Genomic DNA, 26450 nt, shown 5'->3' on the forward strand with positions numbered 1-26450 from the left:
TTATACAACTGAACGAATTACATCTCAAATCAAGTTCGTTAAAACAGTAAAAAAGTACAGTTCTATTTCTATTAAACCAGCACTAAAAAAGAATGCAAAAAAAAACTGCCCATCATTTTCGATAGGCAGTTCAATATCTTATTGTGCAGTTTGTTGATCGGCATCTGTTGTCTGTCCATCTTGTTGTGCGGATGGGTCAGCCGTTGTTTGCTGCGGATGTGTCGCAAAGTATTGAGCTTCGCGATTTTCTGCATTTTGCTGCAGGTTGTAGTAATAGAAGCTGATGTCGTTGTTTAAGTACGAACCGGCTGGGTAAAGCTTGCGGGTGCTTTCCGGCATTTCGTATTTGGCTTTATCAACGGTGGAAGAAACGACTAACCCTCTTGTTCCGTCGACGGTCGCGTCAGCTAGATTCATAACCTTCGTGTAGTCGCCCTCGTCATTTCGGACATACGACCCTAGATTTTCTTCAGCCGGTGCTGGCGTACCATCAGTTGTCCAGTTGATCGGATTGATGGCTAAGGCACCTTCATCCCACGTTGGCAATTCACCAGTGAAATCTGGAGCAACCGTGTTGTATGAAATAACTACACCTGTATCATCGGGCCCCGTCGCAAATTTCACTTGCGGGTTATCGTTCATTTCTTGCTGTGTTACCGATTGTCCCAATACGTAAGCGGCGATCATACGGTCGCTGACACCAGGATTATTTTTGAAATAATCATACATGATCGCTTTGATCATGCGAGCACCTTGCGAATGCCCTACTAAAATAAAGGGACGGTTGTTGTTTTCGTGTTTGATGTAGTAATCAAAAGCAGCGTAAACATCGGCCTTCGGTATGCCATCGACATATTCATTTTGTTCCGCTTTTGATTTTGAGTATAACCAGTTGGCATCTAACTGACGGTAATAAGGCGCAAAAATATTGCCGCTCGTATCAAAGGCAGAGCCTTGAGTGGCTAGGAAAACTTGGGCTCCCGCGCGCATTGTTGCATTATCGATTTTGGCTACTGGTGATGAATTTTCATTTTTTTGTGCGTAAGCGGTTGGATACAGCATGAAGACATCAGCTTGACTCGTGATTTCGGTTGGTTTTGCCAGCCAATTGTCTGAATCACTGTAATCGCTCGCCTTGATGGTCTCCCCTGATTTTTCTGGTTCCTTCACCTTTTTTATGGTTGTTTTGCGTGTTTCTTGCTTTGGTGTTTCTTCTTTGGTGAAAAAAGTCGTATAGGCGTAATATCCGCCCACACCTAATACAGCTATTATGACTAATCCAATTAGGAATTTTTTCATTGTGTCCTCCAAGTAAAAAATTTATGTACTTTCCTATTATAGGGGAGTTGGGTTTTAATTGACAAATTTCGTTGGGATTTAATGAAAAAACAAAAAGAGCCGAAGCTCTTTTTAGTTTGCTTTATTTGCTTCTAACGTATTAGATAAGCGGGCAAATTCCTCCAACGAAAGGGTTTCGCCGCGGCGCTTCGGATCGATCTCGGCTTGCTGCAAACTGGTTTCCAACCAAGCTTTCGTCGCATCGTCTTTGCCATAGCTGTTTAATAAATTGTTCCATAAAGTCTTCCGACGTAAAATGAACGCCGCTTTAGTCAATTTGAAAAATTCTTTCTCGCTAGTGACTTCGACTGCTGGTGTTTTTCTGCGAACCAAACGTAAAATCGCAGAATCCACATTCGGCTGCGGAATGAAAACCGTCTTCGGTACGATAAAAGCGGTGCTTGCTTCCATATAGTATTGCACAGCGATCGACAAGGAGCCGTATGCCTTCGTGCTTGGTTTGGCAGAAATTCGATCGGCAACCTCCCGCTGCATCATGACCACCATCTCATCAACGGCCAGATCAGATTCTAAAATATGCATCATGATCGGGGTAGTGATGTAATAGGGCAGGTTCGCGACAACCTTGATTGGACCTGCTTGGTCAAAATACTCAGTCTCTTTTTTCAAATCAACCTTCAAAATGTCGTTATGAACGACTTTGATATTATCATAAGGACTCAATGTATCGGCTAAAACCGGGATCAAACGATCATCGATCTCAAAGGCCAACACCTGATGGGCCGCGCGGGCCAAATGCTCCGTCAATGCACCGATCCCCGGTCCAACTTCGATTACATTCGTCTGTTCATCGATCTCGGCAGTTTTGACGATTTTTTGTAAAATGTTGGGTTCGGTCAAAAAGTTCTGACCAAGACTCTTCTTGAAGGAAAAGCCGTGTTTTTGCAGGATTTCTCGCGTTCGCGAAGGCGTTGCTATATCTTTGTTCACAAAGTTTCCTCTACTTTCCTCATTGCCTCATGCAGTTGTGCTTCGGTGATCCGAAACATCGTTAAACGTTTTTCCAATTGTTTGGCATTCGTATAGCCAATCTTCAATTCATCGCCCAGACGTTCCCGTCGCTCGCGGGCTTGAGCTCCCGCTATTAAACCATAATCCAACAGCGTTTGTCTAGCTATTTTTGGCTCATCACCCGCTGCTGGTGTCACGACTTTATGCAAGGCATCAATGATCGCCTCATCACTGGCATGCTCCACCCCAAGACTTGCGCCGCGTTTTTGCGGTGCCGCCATTCGTCTAGATAAAAAGGCGTGCTGCGCATCGGGAATGGCTTCCATGATCGTCTTGCGGATCTTCTCCCCCGAAAAATCAGGATCGGTAAAAACAATCACACCGCGCGTTTCCTGTGCATGTTCGATTTGTTCTAGGATCGATTCGTTGATCGCCGATCCGCGGGTCTCGATGGTATCCACCTCAAAGACTTCTTTTAACCGTTTCGTATCGTCTTTGCCTTCCACAACGATGATTTCTTCGATTTTCTCTTTATCCATTGGCATTGATCCTAAACAAACGATGAGCATTCTCGGTCGTTTGCTGTGCGACTTCTTCCATTGGCAAATTGCGTAATTCCGCAACTTTTTCAACCACATAACGAGTATAGCCCGGTTCGTTGCGTTTTCCGCGATAAGGCATCGGTGCCAAATACGGCGCATCGGTTTCCACTAATAATTTATCCATCGGCACGATGGTAGCCGCTTCTTGGACATCCAGTGCTTTTTTAAAGGTCACGACGCCCGAAAATGACACATGCATGCCTAAATCTAAAAAGCGCTTCGCCCATTCGCCGCTGCCGCTGAAGCTGTGCATGATTCCGCCGATGTCGCGAATGTCTTCTTCCTTCAAAATCTTATAGGTATCTTCCAGCGCCTCGCGAGTGTGGATGCTGATAGGAAGATTCATTTCTTTAGCGATCGCGATCTGACGACGGAAAACTTTCTCCTGAACGTCTTTGGGGTCTTCCATCCAATAATAATCCAGCCCGATCTCGCCTAACGCTACTACTTTCGGCAACGTTAATTTCTTAATCAAGTCTTCTTCGATTGCCTTCGTGTAGCTGCCAGCCTCGGTCGGATGCCAGCCGATAATAGAATAAATCCCCTCATATTGCTGGTTTAGTTCTAAACTTTTTTCAATCGTTGGTGTATCAAACCCGACAACAGCCATTTCTGTCACGCCAAGCTCGCGGGCGCGTTCGACCGTTTCTGGTATTTCTGCTTCAAATTGTTCCGCATTCAAATGCGTATGAGAATCAAAAATCATTGGTAGTCCTCCTAATACTTTTAACTATTTATCTGCTGAATCCATTGAGAATCAACTTATTTTAACACACTGCCCGCGAACAAACGAAAATCTAAACTAAAAAGAACATTAAAGCGCCCATCGCTTTAATGCTCCTTTTCCTTACTATGCTTTCAATAAAAGCTCCATCATCTCCAAAACACTTTCTTGATTATTCGAGCCGATCATTTCTTTTGAGGCCTGCTTTACTTTTTCCTGAGCGTTTGCCATAGCGTAGCTCGCGCCGGCATAGGCCAACATTTCAATGTCATTGCCGCTATCGCCAAAGGCCGCGATCTCTGCTGGATCGATCTTCCATTCAGCGCTTAATTTTGCTAAGCCGTTTGCCTTATGAACTCCCGGAATAATTAAATCAATGTCGCCATGACCACTGGAAACGGGGATCATTTCTCCTTCTAATACATCAGTCAACGCTGCCAGCTTTGCTTCGATCCCGACGTTTGGAAACGACAAGGCAAATTTGAATATCTCATCGTTTTCTTCTGTGATGTCCTCTAATTTTTCAAGTCGTTTGATACTGGGATAATAAAAGCTCACACTGTTGAAGACCTCTTCCGGCATTTCCTTGGACACATACGCACTCTTTTTGCCGCACAGCACAACGGCTGTCGGTTCAAGGGCATTGATCCCAGCCAAAGCCTTCAATACTTTAGCCATTGGTAGCTGCGCATTATAATAATCTTCGCCCTCCACGATAATATTCGCCCCGTTCTCAGAAACGAAGGTCATTTCCGTATGAAGCTCAGGGAAAAAGCTTTTCAATTGAAAATATTGATTGCCGCTGGCGACAACAAACTTGATCCCTTTTTCCTGTAATTGACGAAAAAGCTTTTCAAACCGTTCCCGATTATATTCTTTCTGGTCATCTAAAAAGGTACCGTCCATGTCCACTGCGATCATTTTGATAGTCATTTGCATCCGCTCCTTCTTTTTATTCGTTCCCATAAGAGTACCATACATTGTGGGACGCATTTCAGGTCAAGGGAAATCTAGGTCTAAATCCCTTTGAAAATCCGTCGAAAGTCGGATGCTCCTGTCAAAATTTCCCACTATACTAGCTATTAAGGATTGGCATACGTCACGAGACCTATGCAACTATTTAGAAAGAGGTGCGTTTATGCCTAATTTTCAACAGGATTTTCCAAATGCCGCACGCTACTTAAAACAAAGATATCCAGATAAGGAACCCTTGAGCAGTTTTTGGCATTGGGCGACATTAGCGCTATTTGCCATTTTATGTATCGCGACGATCAAGCAGCAATTATTATTGATCGGGATTTTGATGCTGGTTGCAGCCTTGATCAAGGGACCGGGAATCTTACTTTTCGGTTTGATCTATTCCTTTTTAGTCAGTCTATTTCCGCCAATCGGAATCGTCCTTTCAGCTCTTTTCTTTTTATTTAATATTCGTTTATTGACGAAAAGCTGGCGCGTGAATATCGTGACTTCATTGTTTTACTTGTACCCGCTGGGATTGAGCCTGCTGCGCTACGTTACTCACTGGGATGCAGCATGGCAGATCGGACTTCAATTACTGCCGGGCTTACTACTATTGCATTTTGTATTGATGCAGGTGTACTACTTCCATCCAAGTGCGCGTCAAGTGGCCTGGACGGTCTTAGCCACACCATTTGAACTGATCTCACTCGTGTTACCTAAGCGCTTCAAGAAACCGTTTCGGACTACGGCACAACCAACTAGAATAAAGCGCTAAAAAATATCGTTAAGGGAAGAATCCTTTAACGATATTTTTATTTGCAATTTAAGTTTAACGAAAAAAAGCGGTCATGTTAAAATAAAGAAATAGTGAAAAGCTTTTTGAAGGAGAGGATAGTATGAGCTCAAAATACGAACTTCCTACAGACGAAGAACGGTTAGCGGCAGAATTCGAAAAGCTAGGTCGGCTGTTCTTTGCTAAAGTCGAAGCGAAGAATTTTACCCAAGCCTATAAAATCTTGGATCAACTCACGGCTCCTTCTCAACACGATCTTCAAGAAACCAAAATCTATGAAGACAATCAAAAACTCATTTAATAAGAAGACAGCGAAGAAATCATTCAATTTCTTCGCTGTCTTCTTTTATAAGTGATGCATCGCGCTTTCTATTGGGTGGAAACGTACCCTTTCAGCCGGCTAGTTTACTAACGAGCTGCTGCAGCTGAAATACATCCTGATTCGTTAAGAATGGATCGATCACCACTGTCGGATACTCCTCCGGTACTTCTTCCACACTGCTTGACGTAATCAGTGCATCATATTTTTCCAATTCTGAACGATTGATGTTCACGCTGGTTAATTTTTTCTCTACGTAATGAACTTCAAAGTTCCCATAGATTTGATTTTCAATTTGGCTGCCTAAGAAAAATTCTTCTGTCGGTGATAATTCAGATAGCAACAACAGCTTCAGCGGCCGATCGCAGCTTGCTAACAGCGTCAAGCTTTGCGGTACCATCGTGATCAAGAGATAGACATAATTCCAGACGAAATCCTCAGCTTGATAGATTTGATACCGTCTGACGAAATAGTCGACGATCTTTTTCACCTTTTTCACTGCTTGATCGTGAGTCTCTGATAATTTTTCAAGGAAGATTTTTCGCTGCAGAAATAAAATATCGATCAGCTGACCATCTGGTTCATAGATCCGATGCTCATTCAATAAGACGATCGCCAGCTCCTGTTTTTTGTCATTGCCTAACGAGAAGTTCAAGAGACTATCGAACTCCTCCACCAGCTCTAAGTGACGATAATAGCAGTCCGCATATTCGTCTTCTTTTCTTAGCGCGCTGTGCAATTGACTCTTACTGGCAACCACCACATCTGAATAAGACAACCAGAGACAATCCTTGATCTTATCTGAGGACAGCTTCACGCGAAAGACTTCCAGCGCCATTCGTTTAAAAGCGTCCAAGCTTTGTTTTTCCGGCAGCATCAAATCACTTTCCAACTCCGATTTTGGATAGTAGTGCCCATTTTTGATTCGCCACAAACTAATGTACATGTTATAGCCCAGTCGTTTGCGGGAAATATAATTGTCCTCCAGCTTGTTCACCTGAATAAATTGATTCACCAATTCCGTGATCGCTTTGATCTGGAATTCCTTCAGATCACGATACAGCGAATCCAAGCGATCCGACTTTTCAATGAAATAGCGGTAATACATATGCCGGATGACACTTTCATTTCCCTCTAGGCGTAATGGCCGATACTGCAGATTTATGCCTGTTTGCAACAGCACACTCTCGATTTTTTTCAGATTCCGCTGTGTTTTTGACGGACTCAAGAAAAGCTTCTTCGACAAATCGATAATATTTTCGCATTCTTCGTAAAGCAATTCCTCAATAATCTGAAATTCCGGCGACTGTTGGATCGTATCTGCATATAGCCGATTGATACTGACATGCGACTTGATCTGCAGCTGATACAGTCCTTTGTACTTCATGATTCGAAAGGCGTCCTGCTGACTGTTGATCAGTTTGACATCCTTTAATAAAACCGAGAGCGAGCATTCTAATTCCTCCAACAATTGGTCGCTGGACAAGCCTATGCGACAGGCATACAGCAATTCCACTAAACGCAGATGCCGTAAATTACTCACTCCTAAAATCTCTCTAAAGTTCATATCCTCACCCTCTTCACTAACTCCTCTGCTACCCACACCAACATCTGACTCTAGAAAACTAGTTGTCATATGGGTATGAAGCAAAACCCCTTTCGCTTCATACTGAATCCTGTATTACAAGCCCTTTGAAGCATTCAAAAATGGTACGCTTCCCCCTCCTTCTTTTGTTTTAGTTTGACAAAAGAAAAAGCCAAGTAATAAAACATACGTAATTATTACTTCGTTTTATCCGTTGTCTTACTGTATAATAATGGTAACTGATATCAGCCTTCTCTGCTTTTCCCCCTCAAAAAAAAGAATCCGTTATTAAATGACATCCACTCAAAGCCATATATGACATCTTTAAACAAACGCACGTTATTTAATTCACTTTTTAAATTTAAAATAAATTTTTTTAGAAACTAATAGTTAAATTTTTTTTATTCCGTTTGAATTAATGATATTTTTGAATAATATTGAATAAAAACAGGGACTTTCGTTTTTTCAAATCGATCGATAAATTTGAATTTTTGACTATTGGATAACTATTACAAACACAAAAAAGAGCAATCCTGCGAAAAAGGATTGCTCTTTATTACATTATAGAACTATTTTGCGGTACGGATATTGACGAATTTGACATCGACATATTCCTCTACGCCATACGTTCCGTTTTCGCGGCCAAAACCAGAGTGTTTCACTCCGCCAAACGGTGTTGCAGAGTTTGAAATGTCCGTATCATTCACGCCGACCATGCCATATTGTAATTTGCTGCTGACATTTTCAACGGTGTGAATATTAGTAGAGAAGAAATAAGAGGCTAACCCAAATTCTGTATCATTTGCGTCCTCAATGACTTTTTCCTCATCTTCAAAGGTAATCAATGGAATCACCGGTCCAAAGGTTTCTTGATAGAAGATATCCATGTCTTTTGTTACACCATCCAAGATAGTCGGTTCAAAAAAATTCCCGTTGGCATATTCGCCTGATTCGAGCTTATGGCCGCCAGCCAAGATCTTCGCGCCTTTGTCCGTGGCATCCTTCAATTGATCGACTACTTTATCGACACCGGCCTGATTGATCAGCGGTCCAGTCGTCGGATCATCTAAGCCGTTACCGACTGTGACATCCTTGATAGCTTCCACGATTCGATCGGTCACTTTTTCTTTAATGTCTTTATGGATGAAGATGCGGTTTGGCGACGTGCAGACCTGTCCATTATTGATAAATTTCGTTTGGATCAAGGTTTCTACCGCACGTTCGATATCGGCGTCCGGGAAAATAATGTAAGGTGCATGCCCGCCTAATTCCATCGAAACATTCTTCAAAGTTGGTGCTGCTTGCTCATTCAGCTTTTGCCCCACTTCGGTGGAACCCGTGAAGGTGATTTTTTGCACATCCTCTGATTCTGACAGGATCGAACCAATCGTTGATGAATCCCCTAAGACGATATTCACCACACCATCAGGAAATCCGGCCTTATCAAACAATTCCATCAAAGCCAATGCAGACAGCGGTGTCTCCTTCGACGGCTTCAAAATCACGGTACAGCCGGCTGCGATCGCTGGCGAAATCTTCCGTATAATCATATTCGATGGGAAATTCCACGGTGTGATCGCTCCTACAACACCTACTGCTTGCTTGCGGACTTGCCATTGGTTCGTTGCTGGTGAGGGAACGATCTCCCCTAATAAGCGTTGACCTTCCGCCGCATTCCAGCGCAGGTTTTCCACGTTTGTTTGAATCTCGCCTTTTGCTTGTGTCAATGGCTTGCCTTGTTCCATCGTCATGATGGCAGCTAAACGCTCGGCATCATCTTCTACTAAGTCGGCCATTTTATTCATTAATTTTGCCCGTTCAGCCGCTGATTTTTGCGACCATTCAGGAAATGCCCGATTCGCTGCTTCAATCGCTGAATGGACTTCTTTTTCTCCGCCCACATGAACCTTTGCCAGTGTTTCTCCTGTCGCAGGATTCGTCACCGCTTTTGTTCCTTCTGAGCCTTCCACCCATTTACCATTAATATAGAGACGTGTTTCGACTGCTGGTAATTCTTGCTGTTTTCCCATATGTCTAATTTCCTCCCAAGTGATGGTTTTTGGTTGAAGATCAATAATCTTTCGGACCTTCAAACGTTTTCGTTAGTACATAAATTACCGTAACATGGATAAAATCAAAGCTCAAAAAATCAGCTTATAGCAAAAAGTCTTTAGAGAAATTTGATAAATTAGGACAAACAACGTTCAAATACACCGATTTAAATAACCGATCGCTGGAAAAGTCGCTTTTTCAAGATTTTTTTACTTGAATTTTTTGCTCAAAATCTCAAATATTAAGACGACAAATCTTGATATAAAGCCAAAAATTTCGTTTTCACCGAAAAAAACTCAATTTCTTAATTTCTTATAAAAAAACAGATGAACTTTTTCGCCCCATTTAGCGGTAAGATGTATTTATAAAAAACAAATCATTCTTAACTAATAAACCTAAAGACAAATACATATGACAAAAGGGGAGAAAAATAATGACAGTTAAACAGTTAGGTCAAAGACAGCTCTTCACGATGAAGAGAAAGAGCTTGGAGGCTAGAGTCATTCGTTACTATAATGAAACAAAAGACAGTGATTCAGTAGTGGAGTACGCCGTTGCGATCCTTGTTCGCAACGCCTTATCCATTGGCGGGGCGTTTTCTGATATTTTTAAGGACTTGATCCGCAGCATCTTCATGGAGGCTGAACCATCGGCTGCCTTGCGCCAATTTATGCCCTATTTCCAGTCCTACTTCTCAAATGATGAGTGGCGAGCGCTGATCAATCGACTATTTAAGAACAAATCCGAGTACCATCATTTTAAAGACAACGCAAAGACAAATATCCGCTACCTGACACCCAAAAATTCAACAAAAGCCACTGAGAAGTCCAGCTTCAACCTCATATCTGTTTTTCGTGCCGCCGATGGCAAAAAACATACCTGGACCCTAAAAGATATCGACAACTCCAGAAAAACGGAAGAAATCCGCGCATTGCTAAAAATACTCTCTTCATTGACTATTCTAAAAAAAGACGACGTACGCCGCTTTGCCCAATTGGTAACCTTCGATATCTTTGAATCCACTCACCATACCCATTTTGAAGAACCTCAACTAGAAACACAGGCGGAGTCTGCCCAAAATACCCCTGTGAAAGAAAAAAACACGAAGAAGACAACTGCGCGGTCAGTCGCTTCAACTGCAAAAGCTGCGAACAACGCAACATCAGCGAATACTGGCAAAACGAATTCGCCTAAGCTTGCAACGCAGATTGTCGCTAAAACCAGCCCCGTTCCTCCAGCCTCGGGCGCGCAAAAACTCGTAAATGATCCGCCCGCCGCTCAAAATCCAACAACTGGAAGGGCCGCACCACACGAAAACAGCGCCAGCGAGAAAAATCAGCCGCCAATAACAAAAAACGATACGCCGCTATCCGGAAAAGCAAACGAACCACAAAAAACATCTCCAAAAACCTCTGAAGGCCTCTTCAATAAGGTCCGGCAGCTGCTTAGACAGTAAACAAATTTTTTCGAGTCGGGCCTGAGGCTTATTTAAGTGTGGGGAGATTTTGAGTTTTCGAGGTCAATTGAAAAGAAAATTTCCCTTTGTTCGCAGCAACTAACTTCTGTATACTGATTTTATGATATTTTTTTTGAGGTGATCGGATTGTTTGCGACAAACTACAAATTTCAGGTTTCTAAACCATTTAACATTGTTTATATGCTTTTACTTTTACTAGGTCTGTTCCTTACTATCGGAAGATGGGCCAGCCAGTTTTCAGATTTTGTAATCATCAATTCAGAAATCAACTCCCATATCTCAAATTTTTCTTTGAGTCTTATGGCTTATTTAGGTATAGGCTGCAGCTGGATGCTAAGCGGTGTTAAATTCAAGTATATTACGGTGTTAGGTCTTGTTTTTATTGCAGGAAATCTATTTTGCGAAACCCTCATGACTATTTTGAATACCCCTGATATTGTGGATGCTTATTTTGGGATTGTCGGTACACTAATTAGTTTTCTATTTCTCTTTGTGACCCAAAAATATGGATTGGCTCCGGTTAAAAAAGAAAGCTAAAAAATTGGAACCGGTCATGGATATCCGTAAATAAAGGAACAAGCTAGCTGAACCGAACTTTATCCGCGACATTTCTTTAGGTGTGTTCCTCTTTCTGCGTTTTCCTAACAACTCATCGCAAAGCGGATTGCCAGAATAAAAACTCTAAATAGCCGAATGACCTTGCAACTATTGATAATGATAGTTGCACGGTCATTCGGCTTTCATTTTTGGTTGAGTCAATGAAAAATTTTTGGTCAGCTTCGTACCATCGCTCTTGATCGCTTCAGCTAAACATTTTTACTATACAGCGTCACAGTAAGTGGTGCAAAAATCAATACGATCAATACCCCAGTCGCGATCGTCAGCCACGTATCTGCACCGAATACACCATGATCTGCAAGTGCTTTAAAGCTGTTTACCAGATGCGTCACCGGATTGAGTTCGGCGAAGGTCTTTAGCCAGCTAGGCAAGGTATCAATCGGAACAAAGGCGTTAGACAAAAAGGACAGCAGCATAGTCAGTGTCATGGACACCCCTGAGATAGTCGCTGATGATTTCACTAAAATACCGATCATTGCAAAGATCCAGCTCACACACCAGCAGACAAAAATCGTTAACAGACAAGCGACAAACAGCCAGCCGTAACCTGCACCTGGCCGCCAGCCAAGAATAAAGCCCGTACCTAAAGAGAAGAAGGTCGCGATCGCGTAACGCACCATATCCGAGATCAATAGGCCGGCTAACGGTGCGATCTGGGCAATCGGCAAGGACTTAAATCGATCAAACACGCCTGTTTCAATGTCTTCTCTAAGCTGTGTCCCAGCAGCAGATGTCGACGAAACCAAGGTTTGGATCAAAATTCCGGGCACAATAATCGGCAAATAGTTACTAACCCCGCCTGCGATCGCTCCACCAAACAGATAACTAAATATGATCATGAAAAAGATCGGCATAAATGTCACGTCCATTAATTTGTCAGGGTTGTGTTTGGTTTTCAATAAATCCCGTTTCACCATAACGAAGGTGTCATTTATGACGCTTTTTATTGTTGTTTTCTTGATATAGCTTTGAGTAATTTCCATTGTATAAACTCCTTTTTAAGTTTTTAAGTATACGCAGCTCTGTTTACCGATTTGTTAGTTCCAAAAAGACTTCATCTAAGGTTGGTTTGCGCACAGAGAATTCCTTCACATCGATTCCTTGAGTGCCAAGGTCTACCAAAAGCTGTGTCATTGCTTTTGTGTCGTTGGTTTTTATTGCCAAGGAACCACGATCAGGCAAACGCATGATGGGATCAGAAACTTTAGTCTGTAAAAAATCGGTCGTACGATCAATTTCTTGGGTATCCTCCAATTGAATCTCGAAGTAGGTCTCGCCTAGCTGAGCCTTCAACTCGTTTGACGTCCCTTCATTGACTAGCTTGCCATGATTGATAATGGCGATCCGATCCGCTAATTGATCCGCCTCATCTAGATATTGCGTTGTTAACAAAATCGTCGAGCCCTCCTTGACCAATTGTCGGATCACAGCCCACATCTTCCCTCGCGTGATGGGGTCTAACCCGGTGGTTGGTTCATCCAGAAAAATCAACGGGGGCTTTGTAATCAAGCTGACCGCCAAATCCAACCGGCGGCGCATGCCGCCAGAAAATTCCTTGATGGCGCGATCTTTGGCATCCATCAAAGAAAATTGCATCAACAGCTCAAGCGCCCGCTCCTGCGCATCCTTTTTCTTCAATCCGTTTAAGCGGCCGAAAATCACTAAATTTTCTAGAGCCGTCAGCTCCTCATCGACTGTCGCATATTGACCGGTCAAACCAATCAAGCGCCGCACATCGCTTGCTTCTTTAGCAACATCATGCCCGAAAATCTCCGCCTGCCCGTCCGTGATTTTCGTCAGAGTGGCTAACATTCGCAGGAAGGTTGTTTTTCCCGCTCCATTCGGACCTAAGATTCCATAGATCTCACCACGCTTCACCTGCAGACTAATCCCATCCACCGCTCTCTTTTTTGGAAATTGTTTAACAAGGTTATTTGTTTTAATAGCATATTCTGTCATTTGTCCTTCACTCCTTTAATCAGGATACCTTACTTTTTATATGATAAGGGCACCTGACTAATTTGTCAATAGAAATCGCTAAATTAATTCGGTACCCTGATCATATAGTTTATGAAGAAAATTTCCATGAGCAGAGGCGGCAAAATAAATTAAATGTGACAGGAACCCAAAATACATGGAGTTAATCAGAAAGGACTCTTGAACTCCCTTGGCTTTAATTAATCGTTTTTCAGATTGATCAAACGCTTCTGACTCTCAAAAAAGTTTATACGTGAGTTTGATACTAAAGCTTTTAATACGTGGAGAATCTATACTGTCTTGAAAACAAAAAAGATCAAAAGGCAGCCGCCTTTTGATCTTTTCTCGTTTAAATTTTCAATTAAACTTCAAATTGCACGCGGCGGTAGCGAACGATCGCTGCTGCCATCAAGCCAAGACCGATTACGATAAAGGCAATGATCCCCATTCCACCAGTTGATGGTAAGGTTCCGCCCTTAGTAGTATTTTCGATTTCTTGAGCTTGTGCACCAGTATAAGAACCAGCACTTACAGTAAATGGAACGTCGTTTGCTAATTTTTGGAAGCCGCTTGGCGCTTTCGTTTCACGTAAGAAGTAGTCGCCATATTCTAAACCAGTTACTTCAAACAGACCATCAGCATCAGAAGTATATTTCGTTGCATTTGCATAGTCTTCGTTTGCGCCAACTGGTGTCCAAGTCATTGAATCTGCACCAGCTGTTAGATAGTTATCGACTCCATTGATTTGTCTGATAACAACAAACTCAGCTCCGCCCAATGCTTCTTTTGTTGAACCTTCTAAAGCGTATTTGAAGAATTTCTTACCACCAGTTTTGATTGGATCAACTGGAGGGTTTACTTTTGATTCGTCTTGTCCGCCATCATGATTCATTGTTACAGTGAATTCGTTGTTGATGTCTCGATCAACTGGTGTATTTTCAGTGAACGATACAGTATAGAAGAATTCAATTTTTTGACCTGCATATTGACTCAAGAAGTTCGCTGTTGCAGGACCAGCTGCACCAGTTAAGTTCATAGAAAGGTTGAATCCAGCATAACCTGCCCATGGTGTGTTTTCATTTTCTGGTGTGTACGTACCATGTGTTTGCAAGAAATCAGCTGTGTTAACTGGATTTCCATCAACGAGAATCCGATCAATACCTTCGAATTTCACACCTGTTTGATCCACCGCATCGGCGAACTCTAATTTTTCATAGCGAGGTGTGCCGTTGCTCAAGATATCGCCAATTTGGCTAGGAATCACAAAGCTTGCACGGTAGTGAATTTGTTGACCAACTTCAAAGTCGTAAGCGCCAGCTGGACGTGATGGTAATGGATTACCATTTTCGTCAACCAATTCTTTTTCAGGCTCTTCGCCTTCTACTTTGTTCTTAGGATACAAGTGAATATTTGTGATCTCATTGCCACCATCTTTAAGCGGCAACATCATGATTAATTTGTAAGAACCGATATCAACGCCTGGTGACGCATGTTCTTCAAAGAAGTATACTTTGTAAGAGCCGTCTGCGTTTTTAGCAGGTAAGTTAGCAAATGTTGCATTCCCATTTGCATCTGTTGTTTGGTCTCCAGCATCAACAGCATTTGGTGCATTGTTTAAATCAAATCCATCCATGATTTGTTTCGCTTTTGCATTATATTCTGCGTCTGTTTCATTTCCATTTAAGATCGCATTCAATGCATTATAGAAATCTTCTGTAATGTCCCATGCAGTGAAGGTAATGCCTGGTAATCCTTCATAACGATCAAAAGCTGAATTTTCCAAACCACTATTATCAATACTATTTGATGGAAACTCGTCCATTTTTTTCTTGTGCAGCGTTACATTCACTGAATCTGCTGCAAATGCTTTTTCTCCTCCACCCAGCACCCCTGCTAGTAATGGAATCATGCAGAGTAACGTGGTCACTAATGCGACCCATTTTCTCTTGTTTTTCATAATTTTTTTCCCCCTTGTTTTTTCAATCCAATTAAACCAACAGACATAAGCAACAACCCTAGAAAACAATAATTACGTATCAACTCATTAGTAGAAGGAAGTTCTTTTCCCGGATAACTTTTCGGTCCCTCCCCTCCATTGCTTGGTGTTCCAATCGTTTTTGGCAAGTCTTTCCTTGGTTCTGAGCTATCTGTTATCGGCGGTTCTGTCGATTTAGTTGGTGTAGTAGTTGGTTCTGTCGTCGATGGCGGCGGATCTGATGTCGGCGGTGTCACCGGAATTTCACCGTATTTGCAATTAAAGAGCAAACTGGTGTATTCGGTTGAATCCTTCATCAGCTGTGGTAAATAGACCACGATCGGCAACATAAAATAGTTTCCCTTTTCTCCTGAAGCAAGAATCAGATAAGCCGCATCCTTTTCATTTTGATAACGAGGCAATACGAAAGAAGTCTTGCCTGTGTCATCCAATAAAATTGGCGCTTGATTGATCTTGGGCAAATTTTCATCCGCCACAAAATTTGCTAATTTCTCTTTTGTCGAGTATGTGTTCAAGATGAACGCTTTATCATCCTTCTCGTTGCCGGCTCGTTTTTCCCGCCACTCGGTCAGATTATAGACATCCAACGTGAGCGATTCGGTTCCTTCGTAAGTTTTTCCTCCCGGCCGTGTATCGATCTGTACTTCTACCTGACTTTCCTCTGCAAAAGCAGTAACCCCCAAGTTACAAATCCCCAGAATTAGTCCCAAGAGAAGAATCACTTTTTTCATTACGATCCCCTCCTCTTAGTGTGAAGCCAGTAGAGGCTGCCTAGCAGTCCTCCTGCTGTTGAAATAACTCCGATTGCTACTTTGAAGAACATCGCCGTCCCTGATCCGCCTGTACTAGGCAGAGGTCCTGCGCCGCGCTTCTTATTTGTGACCGTCAATTGAATAAGGTTTGGATTCCCCAATCCGCCTGATCCGCTGACACTTGAATTTGATTGAATCGTGACATTTCCGGTTGACGAGATACTGATTCGCGCGGTACCATCCATTCCCTGATACCCATTTGGAACGACCGTTTCTGATAAACTGTATTCGCCTGGACGCAAGCCGGTAAATTCAAAGTTCGGTCCGCCAGCTCTTGTTTGATCATAGCTTGTTCCCACCAATCGGAAGCTCGCCCCGCGCAGTTCATTGCCGCTCTGGTCGACTTTTTTGATCTTCAGCGTAAAATCAGCCATTTTATTGGTGACCTTATACGGCGAAGCTTTTCCATTCAATGTAATGACCAACGCATCGCCTGCGGAGTTTTCCACTGCCTTCAGTTCGATATCTGCCATCTTTTCATACCCGGTCGGCACATAACTTTCCTCAACAATGAAATCACCCATTGGAATATCCGTGATCGTTACCTGACCATTTGCATCCGGTTCTAAATCCGCTGCTAAGACCTTGCCGTCTGATTGACGTTTCACCGTAAATTTCGGCTTGTCTTTACTAAATGGTGTTTTGCCGTCATCCATGTACTTGCAGATCACTGCCTTGCCCGTCAACAGTTTGTTGGTAAGCTTGACACCGCCCGGCGGTACATTCGCGGCGGTAAAACTAGTGCTGTAATTATAGGTTGGTTTCGCATAGCCCGTCGTTCGTGCCTCCTCTACGACGCGATACACACTGCTTCCACCTTCAACCCCTTGGAATACCCCTTTCCATTGATCGATCGGTGTCAACGTTAATGTCTCGACATTTTCCCAAGAAGTCCCGCTTCTCTTTTGTAAAGTCACTCTGACATAACTCGTTCGAAGTCCCCAATAATTATCTGTTCCTTGATAGCTGTCCGACCAGATTTTCTCAACTGGAATCTCTAGGTCTTTGGCTAATTTATTGACCACCTTGTATGGCGATTTTTGTCCATTCAACGTGACATTCAAGCCGGTTCCTGCGCTATTTTCCACCGCTTTCAGATCGATGTCATCCATCTTGGTATAGCCTTGCGGCACATACGATTCTTCAACGATGAAATCACCTAGCGGAATATCAGAAATCGTTACTTGACCGCTCGCGTCTGGTTCAAGGTCTGTCGCCAGTACCTTGCCGTCCGATTTGCGCTTCACGGAGAATTTCGGTTTATCCCCACTAAACGGCGTCTTGCCGTCTTCTTTGTATTTACAAATAGTTGCTGTACCCTTCAGCAATTTATTTGTGATTTGAACCCCTTTGCTCGGTAATGTTTTGGCTGTAAATTCATCCACGTTAGAAATCGGCTTCGCATAACCTGTGGTTCGCGAAGGCTCCACGACCCTGTAAACAGTATTGCCGCCATCTGCTGTGAATGTATCCTTCCAGCCATTTGACGCATTTAGCGTCGTTGACTCAACATCTACCCATGAACTCCCACTTTTTCTTTGTAAAACAACTTTGACGCTATGTGCACGGAGGCCCCAGTAGTCCTCCGTATTCAGATGCGAATCCGACCATTTCTTTTCAACCGGAATCTCGACTTTCTTCGCCTTTCCGCGAACAGACGGCACACCAAAATCTAGCTTATCCGTTGTTCGTTCCGGCGTCGGCTCCAAGGTAGTCCGCCCGTTGGTTTGGTACCACTTGCCGTCTTCATAATTCGGATCATCGGTTTTTAATCGAACGGTATAATCCAGTTGGATCTCTTGATTCGCATACAGATTAATATTATTGACCTTGATTTTTCGCCTATCTGAGTAATCCAGATTAGGCATTTTACTTGTTTCAATCGCTGGTACACCGCTTTTTGTGACTTCGGTCAGCTTCGGTGTTCCAACCAACTCGAACATATCGCCAATCGGATCTTCGATTTTCCCTTTATCCACGGTCTGAACAACGGTCGTAAACCAATCATTCAAGGAAAGATCAAAGTCTCCACTTTTAGTCGCGTGGTAGAAGAAATAATCATCTTGTTCATCCCCGATTGCCCCAAGCTTTTTGGACGCGATCTTATACATTCCGCGAACCAATTCACTTTGTGTATGCAATTCCCGGGTTGGTTCAGGTTTGATTCCAATGGCAACACTGTGGATTTCGATCCCGCTGTCTTTCATGTCCGCCGCTGATGAATTAACCATCGTCAAATGACTGGAAATTTCTTTTTTGTCACCCATCATCGGATACGGTACAGGAACAAGATTTCCAAAGCGATCATACTGAGCTAATTTTGAGACGCCATCCCCTGCGCCCAATTGGCTTCCTCTATTGTAGGTAGTCCAGTCGTAATCCTTGATGCGGATTCCATCGTAATAAATATTCGAATCATAGTCTCCACGAACAGGAACCATACTTCTATTAGGTCCACCGTCCGTCAAAAGGAAAATAAGCTTGCGGCGACTCGAGTCTCCCGCATTGTTCAGAGCCGTTTGACCGTCCAACAGTGCCCTTTGCGTATAAGTATTTCCATTCGGCGTAATTGATTGATACTGATTGAGCATGTTTTGCCAATTACTCGGATTATCACTCAACGCAAAAGTAGGATGATAGTTTGAGACCTGATAATCAGAGTAGATCCCGCCGCCGATTCGAATGTAGTCAGAATCCTGAATCTCTGTAAAGCGAGTGATCAGTTTTTGCAGCGATTGAACCGCCAGCGTCTTACGCAGCTGTCCTTCGATCATCGAATCTTTACTCTGCATCGAGTTGGAGTTATCCAGCACGAAATAAACGTCTACCCCTGGTTTGCTGATCGAGTTCCCACGAACGTTTAAACGAATGTTGAACTCATCTTTATCTGAGGTTTCGCTCGCATATTTTCGGATACCAATATTCGGATTCTTCTTTTCTCCCCCGTAATTGATATACGAGTTCGTATGGTTATCCTGCGCAACATTCCAGCTGGTCAGGCCATCCCAACCGCTCTCTTTTTCAAATCCGCCTTGATGGTTGTGGACATTATTTTGTCCCGTTGGTTCCCAATAGCAAGTCGGAAAGGTCCCGGTTGAATTTGTCGTGTAGGCCGGTGCCTTATTCGTGTAGTTCAGCGCATAAGGTTGAAATAAATTAGCGATTCCAACACTGTCTTTAATCGACTGCTGAACGGCCGCTGACACGCTTTCCTGCTGCGGACCAATAAAATCTGAAGACGTTTTATTTTCTGCTTGCAGTCTTTTCGTCTGCTCAGGGTCTTCATCATAAGGTCCTGGTGTTTCTGCTTTTTCAGATGAGGACGTTTTTTCAGAGTCTTCTGTTTTTTCGGCCGCTTCCGTTGCTTTAAGCACAAACGGCTTTTCTATTTTCAGAATGTTCTCTTCTGTGATCAGTTCCTGCTCTTCAGCATTTTCTGCAGGATATTGCTGATCCATCTGCACATCCAAATAGAGCTTTTTGGTCGTTTTCGGCAAATCAAAAACGAGTTGTCCTTCCATTGACGATGAATAGTTTTTCTCAATCAGCCATTCATCCTTTTCAGTCATCTCTTTTATTGTCGGATAGGTTATCACATTTCCTTTCTCATTCGTTACCTTCAGTTTGAGTCGCTGCTCTTTATTACTTTCTTCGCTTTGCCTGCTAAACGTGATTCGCCAACGATTCGAATCTTTTTGCGTTTCGTAATCGTAGGAGACGTTCAAAAACTTTTCATCAATTAATACCGTTTTTGTCGTCTCGGCATAAGCAGTAACTAGTGATGGTATCATCTCTGCAATTAAAGAAAACAGCAGAACAACTAACATGAGTAAGTGCTTCTTTTTCATTTCATTTTTTCCTCCTTTCACTCATTTTTCACCCACTCTCCCTTCCACGTAACAATATGATAGCTTATATTATTTTATTGCGCTTATTGCGTTTTTTTATAATTTTATGTTATTCAAATTGAATATTTTTGCGTCATTTTCCGTATTTTTATATCCTTCTTTGTTATTCCATCCAAATTTTTAATTTCAAATAAAGAATAATAAAGTTTGAATGTCGCAAAAATTATTTGCCATTTGAATTATTCGTCAAAAAGACCAAAAAAAGACCTCGGAAATATCTATTTCCGAGGTCTCTGTGAATTTAGTTAGTAAAAAATGAGGCTAACCACTTTTTATCTGCTTATTTCATCGAACGTTTTCTGCTTATTTGTTCAAGAAAAAATAAAGTGTGAAGTTCTTGAAAAAAATCCTTCTATATATAAAATAAGAAAGGCTTCACGAACTCGCTCAGCTTTTGAGCACCAAGTAGGTACTGTTCCACATCAGCTCCAAAAACCAATCGCTGTGTCTCACAGCAATAAGACCAAAATATTTCTAAATTGCTTCTCAAATTTCGAAATATTTTTGCTTATTGCCGATATGCTAGTTCTGCTTAATGCTAATTTAGCAGCAACTGGCTGGGTCACACCGTTGTGTAGAAAAGCTAGTTCGTGAAGCCAGACATGGATATACCCGCTACAAAACGATTTATTCATGTGAACATTTTATACTTTCAGTCAAAAAAAGATGAGGCAAGAAGTTCTGCCTCATCTTAATAGCTATTCACTTGTCAGATTATACTGCGTGTTGTGATTTGCGGTAGCGAATAACTGCAAAGCTCATTAATGCGCCCCCGATGATCAAGAATGCAATGATCCCTGCTCCACCAGTAGATGGTAAGAAACCGTCTTTTCTAACATTATCAATTTCTAGTTCCGAGTTATCGTCATACGAATCTTTTTCAACTACAAAATCTACAAGTCCATCTAATTTGGTAAATCCATCTGGTGCTTTGATTTCTCGTAAATAGTAGTTTCCGTACGAAAGTCCTTCAACTTTAAACTTACCATCATTTTCTGAAGTATACTGAGTAGCATCATCATACTTTTCATTTGTTCCAACAGGAATCCAATTAACTACTCCGTTTTTGATTTGTAAGAAAGATTCATTATCTTGTGCATCTTTCTTGATAACTACGAATTTCGCTCCACCTAAGCCTAGTCCGTTGTCAACATCACGTTTATGGAATTTCTTACCACCAGTAATAATCGCTGGGATTTCTGGATTAGGCTCTTCTTTATCTGTTTCTTTATCGTTTGTAAAAGTTACAGTAAATCTATTATTGATTTCTTCATCCACTTCTGTAAATTCAGTCAATGAAACCGTATAATAAATTTCCATTTTCTTCCCTGCATATTTAGCTAAGTACTCAGCTGTTTTCTTCGATTTTTCAAAATTTGCTTTATTCCCTTTACTCGTTGCATTGTTCAAATTAGTTTTGATTTCAAATCCAGCTTTAACATCATAAGGTGATTTATCGCCAAAAGGTTTTAAGACTGCATGATCCTTAAGGAATGAATCTTTTACATCTGGGTTTCCATCAAATTGAATTTTGTCAATCCCTTCAAACTTAACACCAGCTTTATCAAGGCTATCTTTAAATTCCAATTTAGTGTAACGAGTGCTTAGTGTGCCACTAGAGTCAAGAATCTCGCCAATTTGACTTGGAATAGTAAAACTTACACGGAAATGGATTTGTTTCCCAATTTCATAATCATGTACTCCATCTTGATCCGTGTCTTCCCGTTTATTTCCATTATCATCAATGACTTCTTTTTCTACATCCAAACCTTCCACTTTATTTTTAGGATATAAGTGAATATCTTGGATTTGACTCGCATCATTAGGATCAATCGCTGGCAAGGTTAAGATCAATGGTGTTCCAATCTCAACACCTGGTTTTTGATGTTCTTCAAAATAGTAAATATTGTAGAGTCCCTTCTCATTACGGGTTGGCAAATCAGAAAATATCGCTTCCCCTTCTGAGTCAGTCGTTTGATCAGCTCCTACTTTTTTTGCCGCTGCCTTATTCAACTGAAATTCTAACATCAATTTTTTTACAGCTGCTTTATACTCAGCTTCATTTTCTGAACCAGTCAACTTTCCATTTAGTTGACCATAAAAATCATCGGTAATATTCCATGCACTAAATGTGATATCTGGTAATCCTGCATATTGATTAAAAGTCGGATCTTCCAAACCTGTGTTTTCCGTTAAATCAGTTGGAAACTCATCCATCTTTTTCTTGTGCAAAGTCACATCAACGGTATCGGCTGCAAAAGCCGAATCTCCTAAACTAAACATTCCAATTCCGACTGGCAATAAACATACTAGCGCCATCAATAATCTAACTAAAAATCCCCTGCTCTTCATATTTCTTATCCCCCTTGTTTTTTTCTTTCTTTTATAATTTTGAATCCAATAAAACCAATGCTCATGAGTATCAAACCAAGAATCGTGTAGTCCCGAACCAAATCATTTGTTGACGGATACGACTTACCGGATGAAGGGAAATCCTTCTCTATTCCCGGATTTTCTGAGGTAGTGTATGATTCTGTTTCAGTCGTTTCCTCCGGCGGCTCGACTTCTTGGGTAACATCTTGATACTTTCCATAAATCAATAAACGTTGTGCCTCATCCTTCGTTTCAGGATGGGTTTGCGGCAGATACAATATGATCGGCAGCATATGATAGTTTCCTGTTTCGCCATTGGCTAAAATCATATAGGCTGCATCTTTCTCCTCTTGATAACGAGGAACACTGAATGATACATTTCCGCTGCCATCTACTGGATAAGGCGTTTGATTCAACTTGACTAATTGCTCCTCTTTTACAAATGACTGCAACTCTTCTTTTGTTGAATAAGTGTTTAATAAGTATTCTTTGTCCTGTTTTTCATCCCCCCTACGATTTTCACGCCATTTGGTCAAATCATACACATCAAATTCCAGTTGCTCCGTTCCTTCTACCTTCTTCCCATCTTCTGACCATGTATGAATCCATAAATCTACTTGCTCCTCTGTTGCTCTGGCGGTTGAGCCGAGCGAACAGGTTCCTAGAAGTAGAACTAGAATGAGTAAAAAGACTTTTTTCATTCCTAGCCCTCCCTTCTACTGTGAATTAAATAGAAGCTGCCTAAACAGATTCCCGAGACAACAAGTCCCGTCGCTACTAATAATAGAACTTGAGACGTTTTTCCTCCTGTACTTGGAAGTACCCCCGCTTTGGCCTTATTATTCGTAACTTTCAGATTGATCGTATTCGCGCCGCCATTTATCCCACCTGATCCAGAAACATTCGGATGTGGAGAAATCTCCACTTTTCCATCCTGCTTGATAGTGAAACGGATCGGTTCTTGGATAATGCTGTACTCATCTGGCGCTTTTGTTTCAATTAGTTCATAACTGCCTGCCTTCAAACCACTAAAATTAAAGGTTGGTCCAGTTACTTCTGTTCTTTCATAACTTGGTCCCTTCAAATTAAAGGTTGCCCCGCTAAGAGCCTTGTTCTCAGCATCTTTTTTCTCTACCTGTAAAGAAAAATCATTCAATATATTGGTTGCTTTATAGGCTTCTGTGCTGTCGTTCACTTTTGCGACTAATGATGTCGGCGGATTATTCTCAGTAACCTTTATTTCAAAGAATGGCATCTTTTTGAATCCTAAAGGCACATAGGTTTCTTCTACTATAAAGTCGCCCATTGGCAAGTCACTGACCGTTACCTGTCCTGCTGAATTAGGTTCTAAGTCTTGTGCAAGAAGCTTATTCGTTCCTTTTTGCCTTACCGTGAATTTCGGCAAGTCATTAGTAAAAGGTGTTGCACCATCTTCTAAAAACTTGAAGAATTTGTATTCGCCTTTCAGCATTTCATTCGTAATTTTTATGCCACCAGCGACGAGATCCTCTGAAGTAAAGCTTTCTTGATTGACTCGCGCTTGTTTGTAGCCCTTCTTCCGCAGCGTTTCCAGCACTCGATATTTGTGATCGGCGCCTCCTTCAACTGGGGAAAACTCGGATTTCCAATTATTCCCGGCATTTAATGTCTTTGTTTCAACATCCTTCCAAGCAGATCCATCCCATTTTTGTAATACAGCGTTGACACTGTTCGGGCGTAATCCCCAATAATCATTGTCATCTCCTGCCCAAACCTTCTCGACTGGGATCACAAAGTCTTCTAATTGGACTCGTACAGAAGGGATTCCAAATTCCAATAAGTCATTGGTTCGTTCAGGGGTCGGCGCCAATGTGGTCGTCTTATTAGCTGGATACCACTGATTAGATACCGCCTCTGGTTTCAGGCGAATCGTATATTCCACTTCGATTTCCTGCCCGCCGGTTAAGTTGATATTTTCGACTTCAATCTGTCGGTCGTTATTCGTTTTCTTGATTGCTGGCTTGGTCTCCGTATCAAAATAAGGAGCACCATTACTTACTTGTGTGACTTTTGGCTCTCCAACCAGCTCTACCATATCCCCCAATGGATCAATGATTTTCCCTTTATCAACAGTTCGAATAATCGTTTGGTACCACTCATCAAACTGTTTGGTAAGATCACTCGTGTATTTTGAATGGTAGAAGAAGTAATCATTTTGGGTATCACCAGTAGCATTGGCTTTTTTAGTTGCCGTCTTGTACATACCTTCGAGTACTTCATATACATTATGATCACTACCATCACTCGGCGCAGAAATCTGTACAGCAATACTATGAATCTCGATTCCTTGTCTTTTCAATTCATAAGCGGTCGAATTTGTCGTTGTTAAGTGACTGCTGATTATTTGATTATCAACCGTTAATTTATCAGTAAATCTAATGTTAATTCCCGTAGCGCCTAAAGATAATCCCTTGTTATAATTCGGTGCTACTCCCATATCGAAGCTAGTAATCAAGGTTTTATCAAAATATAGGGAACTGTTGGGCTCAGCAGTCAAGGGTTTCCAACTAGAGTTCGGTGCCCCGTCTGTCAGCATAAACAATAGTTTGTGCCGCTCTTCTCCGATATCTGATGCCGGATCGTTTAAAATATCCGCCGCTTCCTGCAATCCTCGTTGGGTAAACGTTAGTCCTGTTGGGATTAGAGCACTATAAGAAGTTGCTATCTTATCCCAATCAGCTGGTTTGTTGGATAACTTATGATGGGTATCGCTTCTTGACCAATCATTTTCAAGAGATTTATCGTAACTAGCAAAGACATGAGCCCCGACACGAATCGCATTAGAGTTCGGATCACCAACCTTTTTCAAATTTTTAACAATTTCCTTAACGGCGTCTACAGCTGCTTTTTTCCTCCCGCGATCCGACATTGATCCTGTATTATCTAATAAAAAGACCACATCCACCCCGGGTTTAAAGATCGTATTCCCGCGAACATTTAACTTCACTTTAAACTCATCTTTTTTATCTGTTTGTTGGGCATATTTACGCATCCATAAATTTGGATTCGATGCTTCTCCATATTTTATGTAAGAGCTCGTGTAATTCTCCCTAGTGACATCCCAACTAGTTTCTCCATCCCAAGAAGTAATCGGGGTTCCTTCACTACCCCCTTGATGATTTTTGACATGCGTTTGACCGTCCGGCTGCCAAGCATATATAGGATACTCTCCACTTGCATCCTTTTTGTACTGTGCTTTTTTATTCGTGTATAGTGGTTTATACATCAGGTTCATATTTGCCCTTGCTGCTTGTGGGCTCGCTTTTGACTGCTTTGGACCAATAAACTCCTTTGACTCACCCGTCTGTTCTTTTGCTCCTCCTTTACTACTAGAAGTTTCTTTTGTATCAGCCTGTTTTTCAGAGCTTTCTTGCTTTTCAGCAACCTCTTCAGCCGCTAAAGTAAATGATTTCTTTCGATCGAGAATATTTTCCTCAAGCTCATCACCCTTTTGTTGATCCATTTGAACATATAAATTGAGTTTCTTTACGGATTTGGACAATTCAATCGTAATCTGATCTTCCGTTTCCATTGAAAACTCTTTTTCCACGAGCCAGTCTTCTTTTGCTTCCATATGTTTGACATGCGGATAAGCAACGACCTGATCTTTTTCATCAGTCAGCTTAAATTTTAAGCGCTGCTCAGTATCCGTCGTTTCACTTCTTCTTTTAAAATTCAAGTGCCACTCATTCGAATTCTTTTTAGACTCACTACTATAAGAAAGTTTTAGAAATTTCTCATCGATCAATTCATGTTCCAGCGTTTCGGCATGTACCGTCGTTACTAGCGGAGCTAAACTAATAACTAAGGAAAGAAGCATTACAAAAATCATGAACAGATTTAACTTTTTCATTTTTTCCCCTCCCTTCATTTTTCTTGCTATCTTCCTCTACGACAATAATAGC

The 26450-nt window shown here is 41.8% G+C and carries 19 protein-coding genes; 4 read left to right on the forward strand and 15 right to left on the reverse strand.

Going from position 1 to position 26450, the window contains the following annotated elements; all coding sequences use genetic code 11:
* Positions 1-138: 138 nt before the first annotated feature.
* The 5 genes from A5875_RS10220 to A5875_RS10240 all read right to left on the reverse strand — a co-directional run bounded on the left by A5875_RS10220 (position 139) and on the right by A5875_RS10240 (position 4569).
* Complete coding sequence (locus A5875_RS10220) at positions 139-1299, reverse strand: DUF3089 domain-containing protein (RefSeq protein WP_088933503.1); 1161 nt, start codon at positions 1297-1299, stop codon at positions 139-141.
* Positions 1300-1410: 111 nt separating this feature from the next.
* Entirely contained in the window at positions 1411-2289 is an 879-nt protein-coding gene (rsmA, locus tag A5875_RS10225) for a 16S rRNA (adenine(1518)-N(6)/adenine(1519)-N(6))-dimethyltransferase RsmA (RefSeq protein ID WP_088933504.1), read from the reverse strand.
* A complete protein-coding gene (rnmV, locus tag A5875_RS10230) occupies positions 2286-2849 on the reverse strand; it encodes a ribonuclease M5 (RefSeq protein WP_088933505.1) in 564 nt (187 codons plus the stop codon). Before rnmV ends, rsmA begins: the two co-directional genes overlap by 4 nt.
* Positions 2842-3618, reverse strand: coding sequence for a TatD family hydrolase (locus A5875_RS10235; protein ID WP_088933506.1), 777 nt, complete (start codon positions 3616-3618; stop codon positions 2842-2844). Before A5875_RS10235 ends, rnmV begins: the two co-directional genes overlap by 8 nt.
* A gap of 144 nt (positions 3619-3762) precedes the next feature.
* Positions 3763-4569, reverse strand: a complete 807-nt coding sequence (locus tag A5875_RS10240; RefSeq protein WP_088933507.1) for a Cof-type HAD-IIB family hydrolase — start codon at positions 4567-4569, stop codon at positions 3763-3765.
* Positions 4570-4774: 205 nt separating this feature from the next.
* Here A5875_RS10240 and A5875_RS10245 point away from each other — a divergent pair, with 205 nt between their 5' ends.
* Both A5875_RS10245 and A5875_RS10250 read left to right on the forward strand, forming a co-directional pair.
* Complete coding sequence (locus A5875_RS10245; protein ID WP_088933508.1) at positions 4775-5371, forward strand: hypothetical protein; 597 nt, start codon at positions 4775-4777, stop codon at positions 5369-5371.
* A gap of 121 nt (positions 5372-5492) precedes the next feature.
* Positions 5493-5690 carry a hypothetical protein gene (locus tag A5875_RS10250; RefSeq protein WP_088933509.1) on the forward strand — a complete coding sequence of 66 codons (198 nt, stop codon included), beginning with the start codon at positions 5493-5495 and terminating at the stop codon, positions 5688-5690.
* Between the two features lie 91 nt (positions 5691-5781).
* Here the strand turns inward: A5875_RS10250 and A5875_RS10255 are convergent, their stop codons facing one another.
* Both A5875_RS10255 and A5875_RS10260 read right to left on the reverse strand, forming a co-directional pair.
* Positions 5782-7275 (reverse strand): helix-turn-helix domain-containing protein, encoded by a 1494-nt coding sequence (locus A5875_RS10255; protein WP_088933510.1) that lies wholly within the window; start codon positions 7273-7275, stop codon positions 5782-5784.
* 587 nt (positions 7276-7862) lie between these two features.
* Complete coding sequence (locus A5875_RS10260; RefSeq protein ID WP_088933511.1) at positions 7863-9323, reverse strand: NAD-dependent succinate-semialdehyde dehydrogenase; 1461 nt, start codon at positions 9321-9323, stop codon at positions 7863-7865.
* Between the two features lie 455 nt (positions 9324-9778).
* On the opposite strand from A5875_RS10260, the gene A5875_RS10265 reads away from it, so the two are divergent.
* The gene (locus A5875_RS10265; protein WP_088933512.1) at positions 9779-10801 is read left to right on the forward strand and encodes a hypothetical protein; all 1023 of its coding nucleotides are present in this window, start codon (positions 9779-9781) and stop codon (positions 10799-10801) included.
* Between the two features lie 147 nt (positions 10802-10948).
* Positions 10949-11359: a hypothetical protein gene (locus tag A5875_RS10270; RefSeq protein ID WP_242551317.1), complete on the forward strand. Its 411-nt coding sequence runs from the start codon at positions 10949-10951 to the stop codon at positions 11357-11359.
* 269 nt (positions 11360-11628) lie between these two features.
* On the opposite strand, the gene A5875_RS10275 is transcribed toward A5875_RS10270, so the two are convergent.
* From A5875_RS10275 to A5875_RS10310, 8 genes are all read right to left on the reverse strand, one after another.
* The gene (locus A5875_RS10275) at positions 11629-12423 is read right to left on the reverse strand and encodes an ABC transporter permease (protein WP_088933513.1); all 795 of its coding nucleotides are present in this window, start codon (positions 12421-12423) and stop codon (positions 11629-11631) included.
* A gap of 43 nt (positions 12424-12466) precedes the next feature.
* Positions 12467-13399 carry an ATP-binding cassette domain-containing protein gene (locus A5875_RS10280; RefSeq protein WP_088933514.1) on the reverse strand — a complete coding sequence of 311 codons (933 nt, stop codon included), beginning with the start codon at positions 13397-13399 and terminating at the stop codon, positions 12467-12469.
* A 379-nt stretch (positions 13400-13778) separates the two neighbouring features.
* Positions 13779-15374, reverse strand: a complete 1596-nt coding sequence (locus A5875_RS10285; RefSeq protein ID WP_088933515.1) for a SpaH/EbpB family LPXTG-anchored major pilin — start codon at positions 15372-15374, stop codon at positions 13779-13781.
* Positions 15371-16144 carry a pilin N-terminal domain-containing protein gene (locus tag A5875_RS10290; protein ID WP_141108287.1) on the reverse strand — a complete coding sequence of 258 codons (774 nt, stop codon included), beginning with the start codon at positions 16142-16144 and terminating at the stop codon, positions 15371-15373. Before A5875_RS10290 ends, A5875_RS10285 begins: the two co-directional genes overlap by 4 nt.
* Entirely contained in the window at positions 16144-20073 is a 3930-nt protein-coding gene (locus tag A5875_RS10295) for a VWA domain-containing protein (RefSeq protein WP_088933516.1), read from the reverse strand. The genes A5875_RS10290 and A5875_RS10295 overlap by 1 nt, the downstream gene beginning before the upstream one ends.
* Positions 20074-20847: 774 nt before the next feature.
* Complete coding sequence (locus tag A5875_RS10300) at positions 20848-22416, reverse strand: SpaH/EbpB family LPXTG-anchored major pilin (RefSeq protein ID WP_254911867.1); 1569 nt, start codon at positions 22414-22416, stop codon at positions 20848-20850.
* Between the two features lie 74 nt (positions 22417-22490).
* Entirely contained in the window at positions 22491-23207 is a 717-nt protein-coding gene (locus A5875_RS10305; protein WP_088933518.1) for a pilin N-terminal domain-containing protein, read from the reverse strand.
* Positions 23208-23209: 2 nt separating this feature from the next.
* On the reverse strand, positions 23210-26398 hold the full coding sequence (locus A5875_RS10310; protein ID WP_088933519.1) for a vWA domain-containing protein: 3189 nt from the start codon (positions 26396-26398) through the stop codon (positions 23210-23212).
* Positions 26399-26450 lie beyond the last annotated feature (52 nt).

The sequence above is a fragment of the Enterococcus sp. 3H8_DIV0648 genome (assembly GCF_002140655.1).
GTDB classification, from domain to species: Bacteria; Bacillota; Bacilli; order Lactobacillales; family Enterococcaceae; genus Enterococcus_A; species Enterococcus_A hulanensis.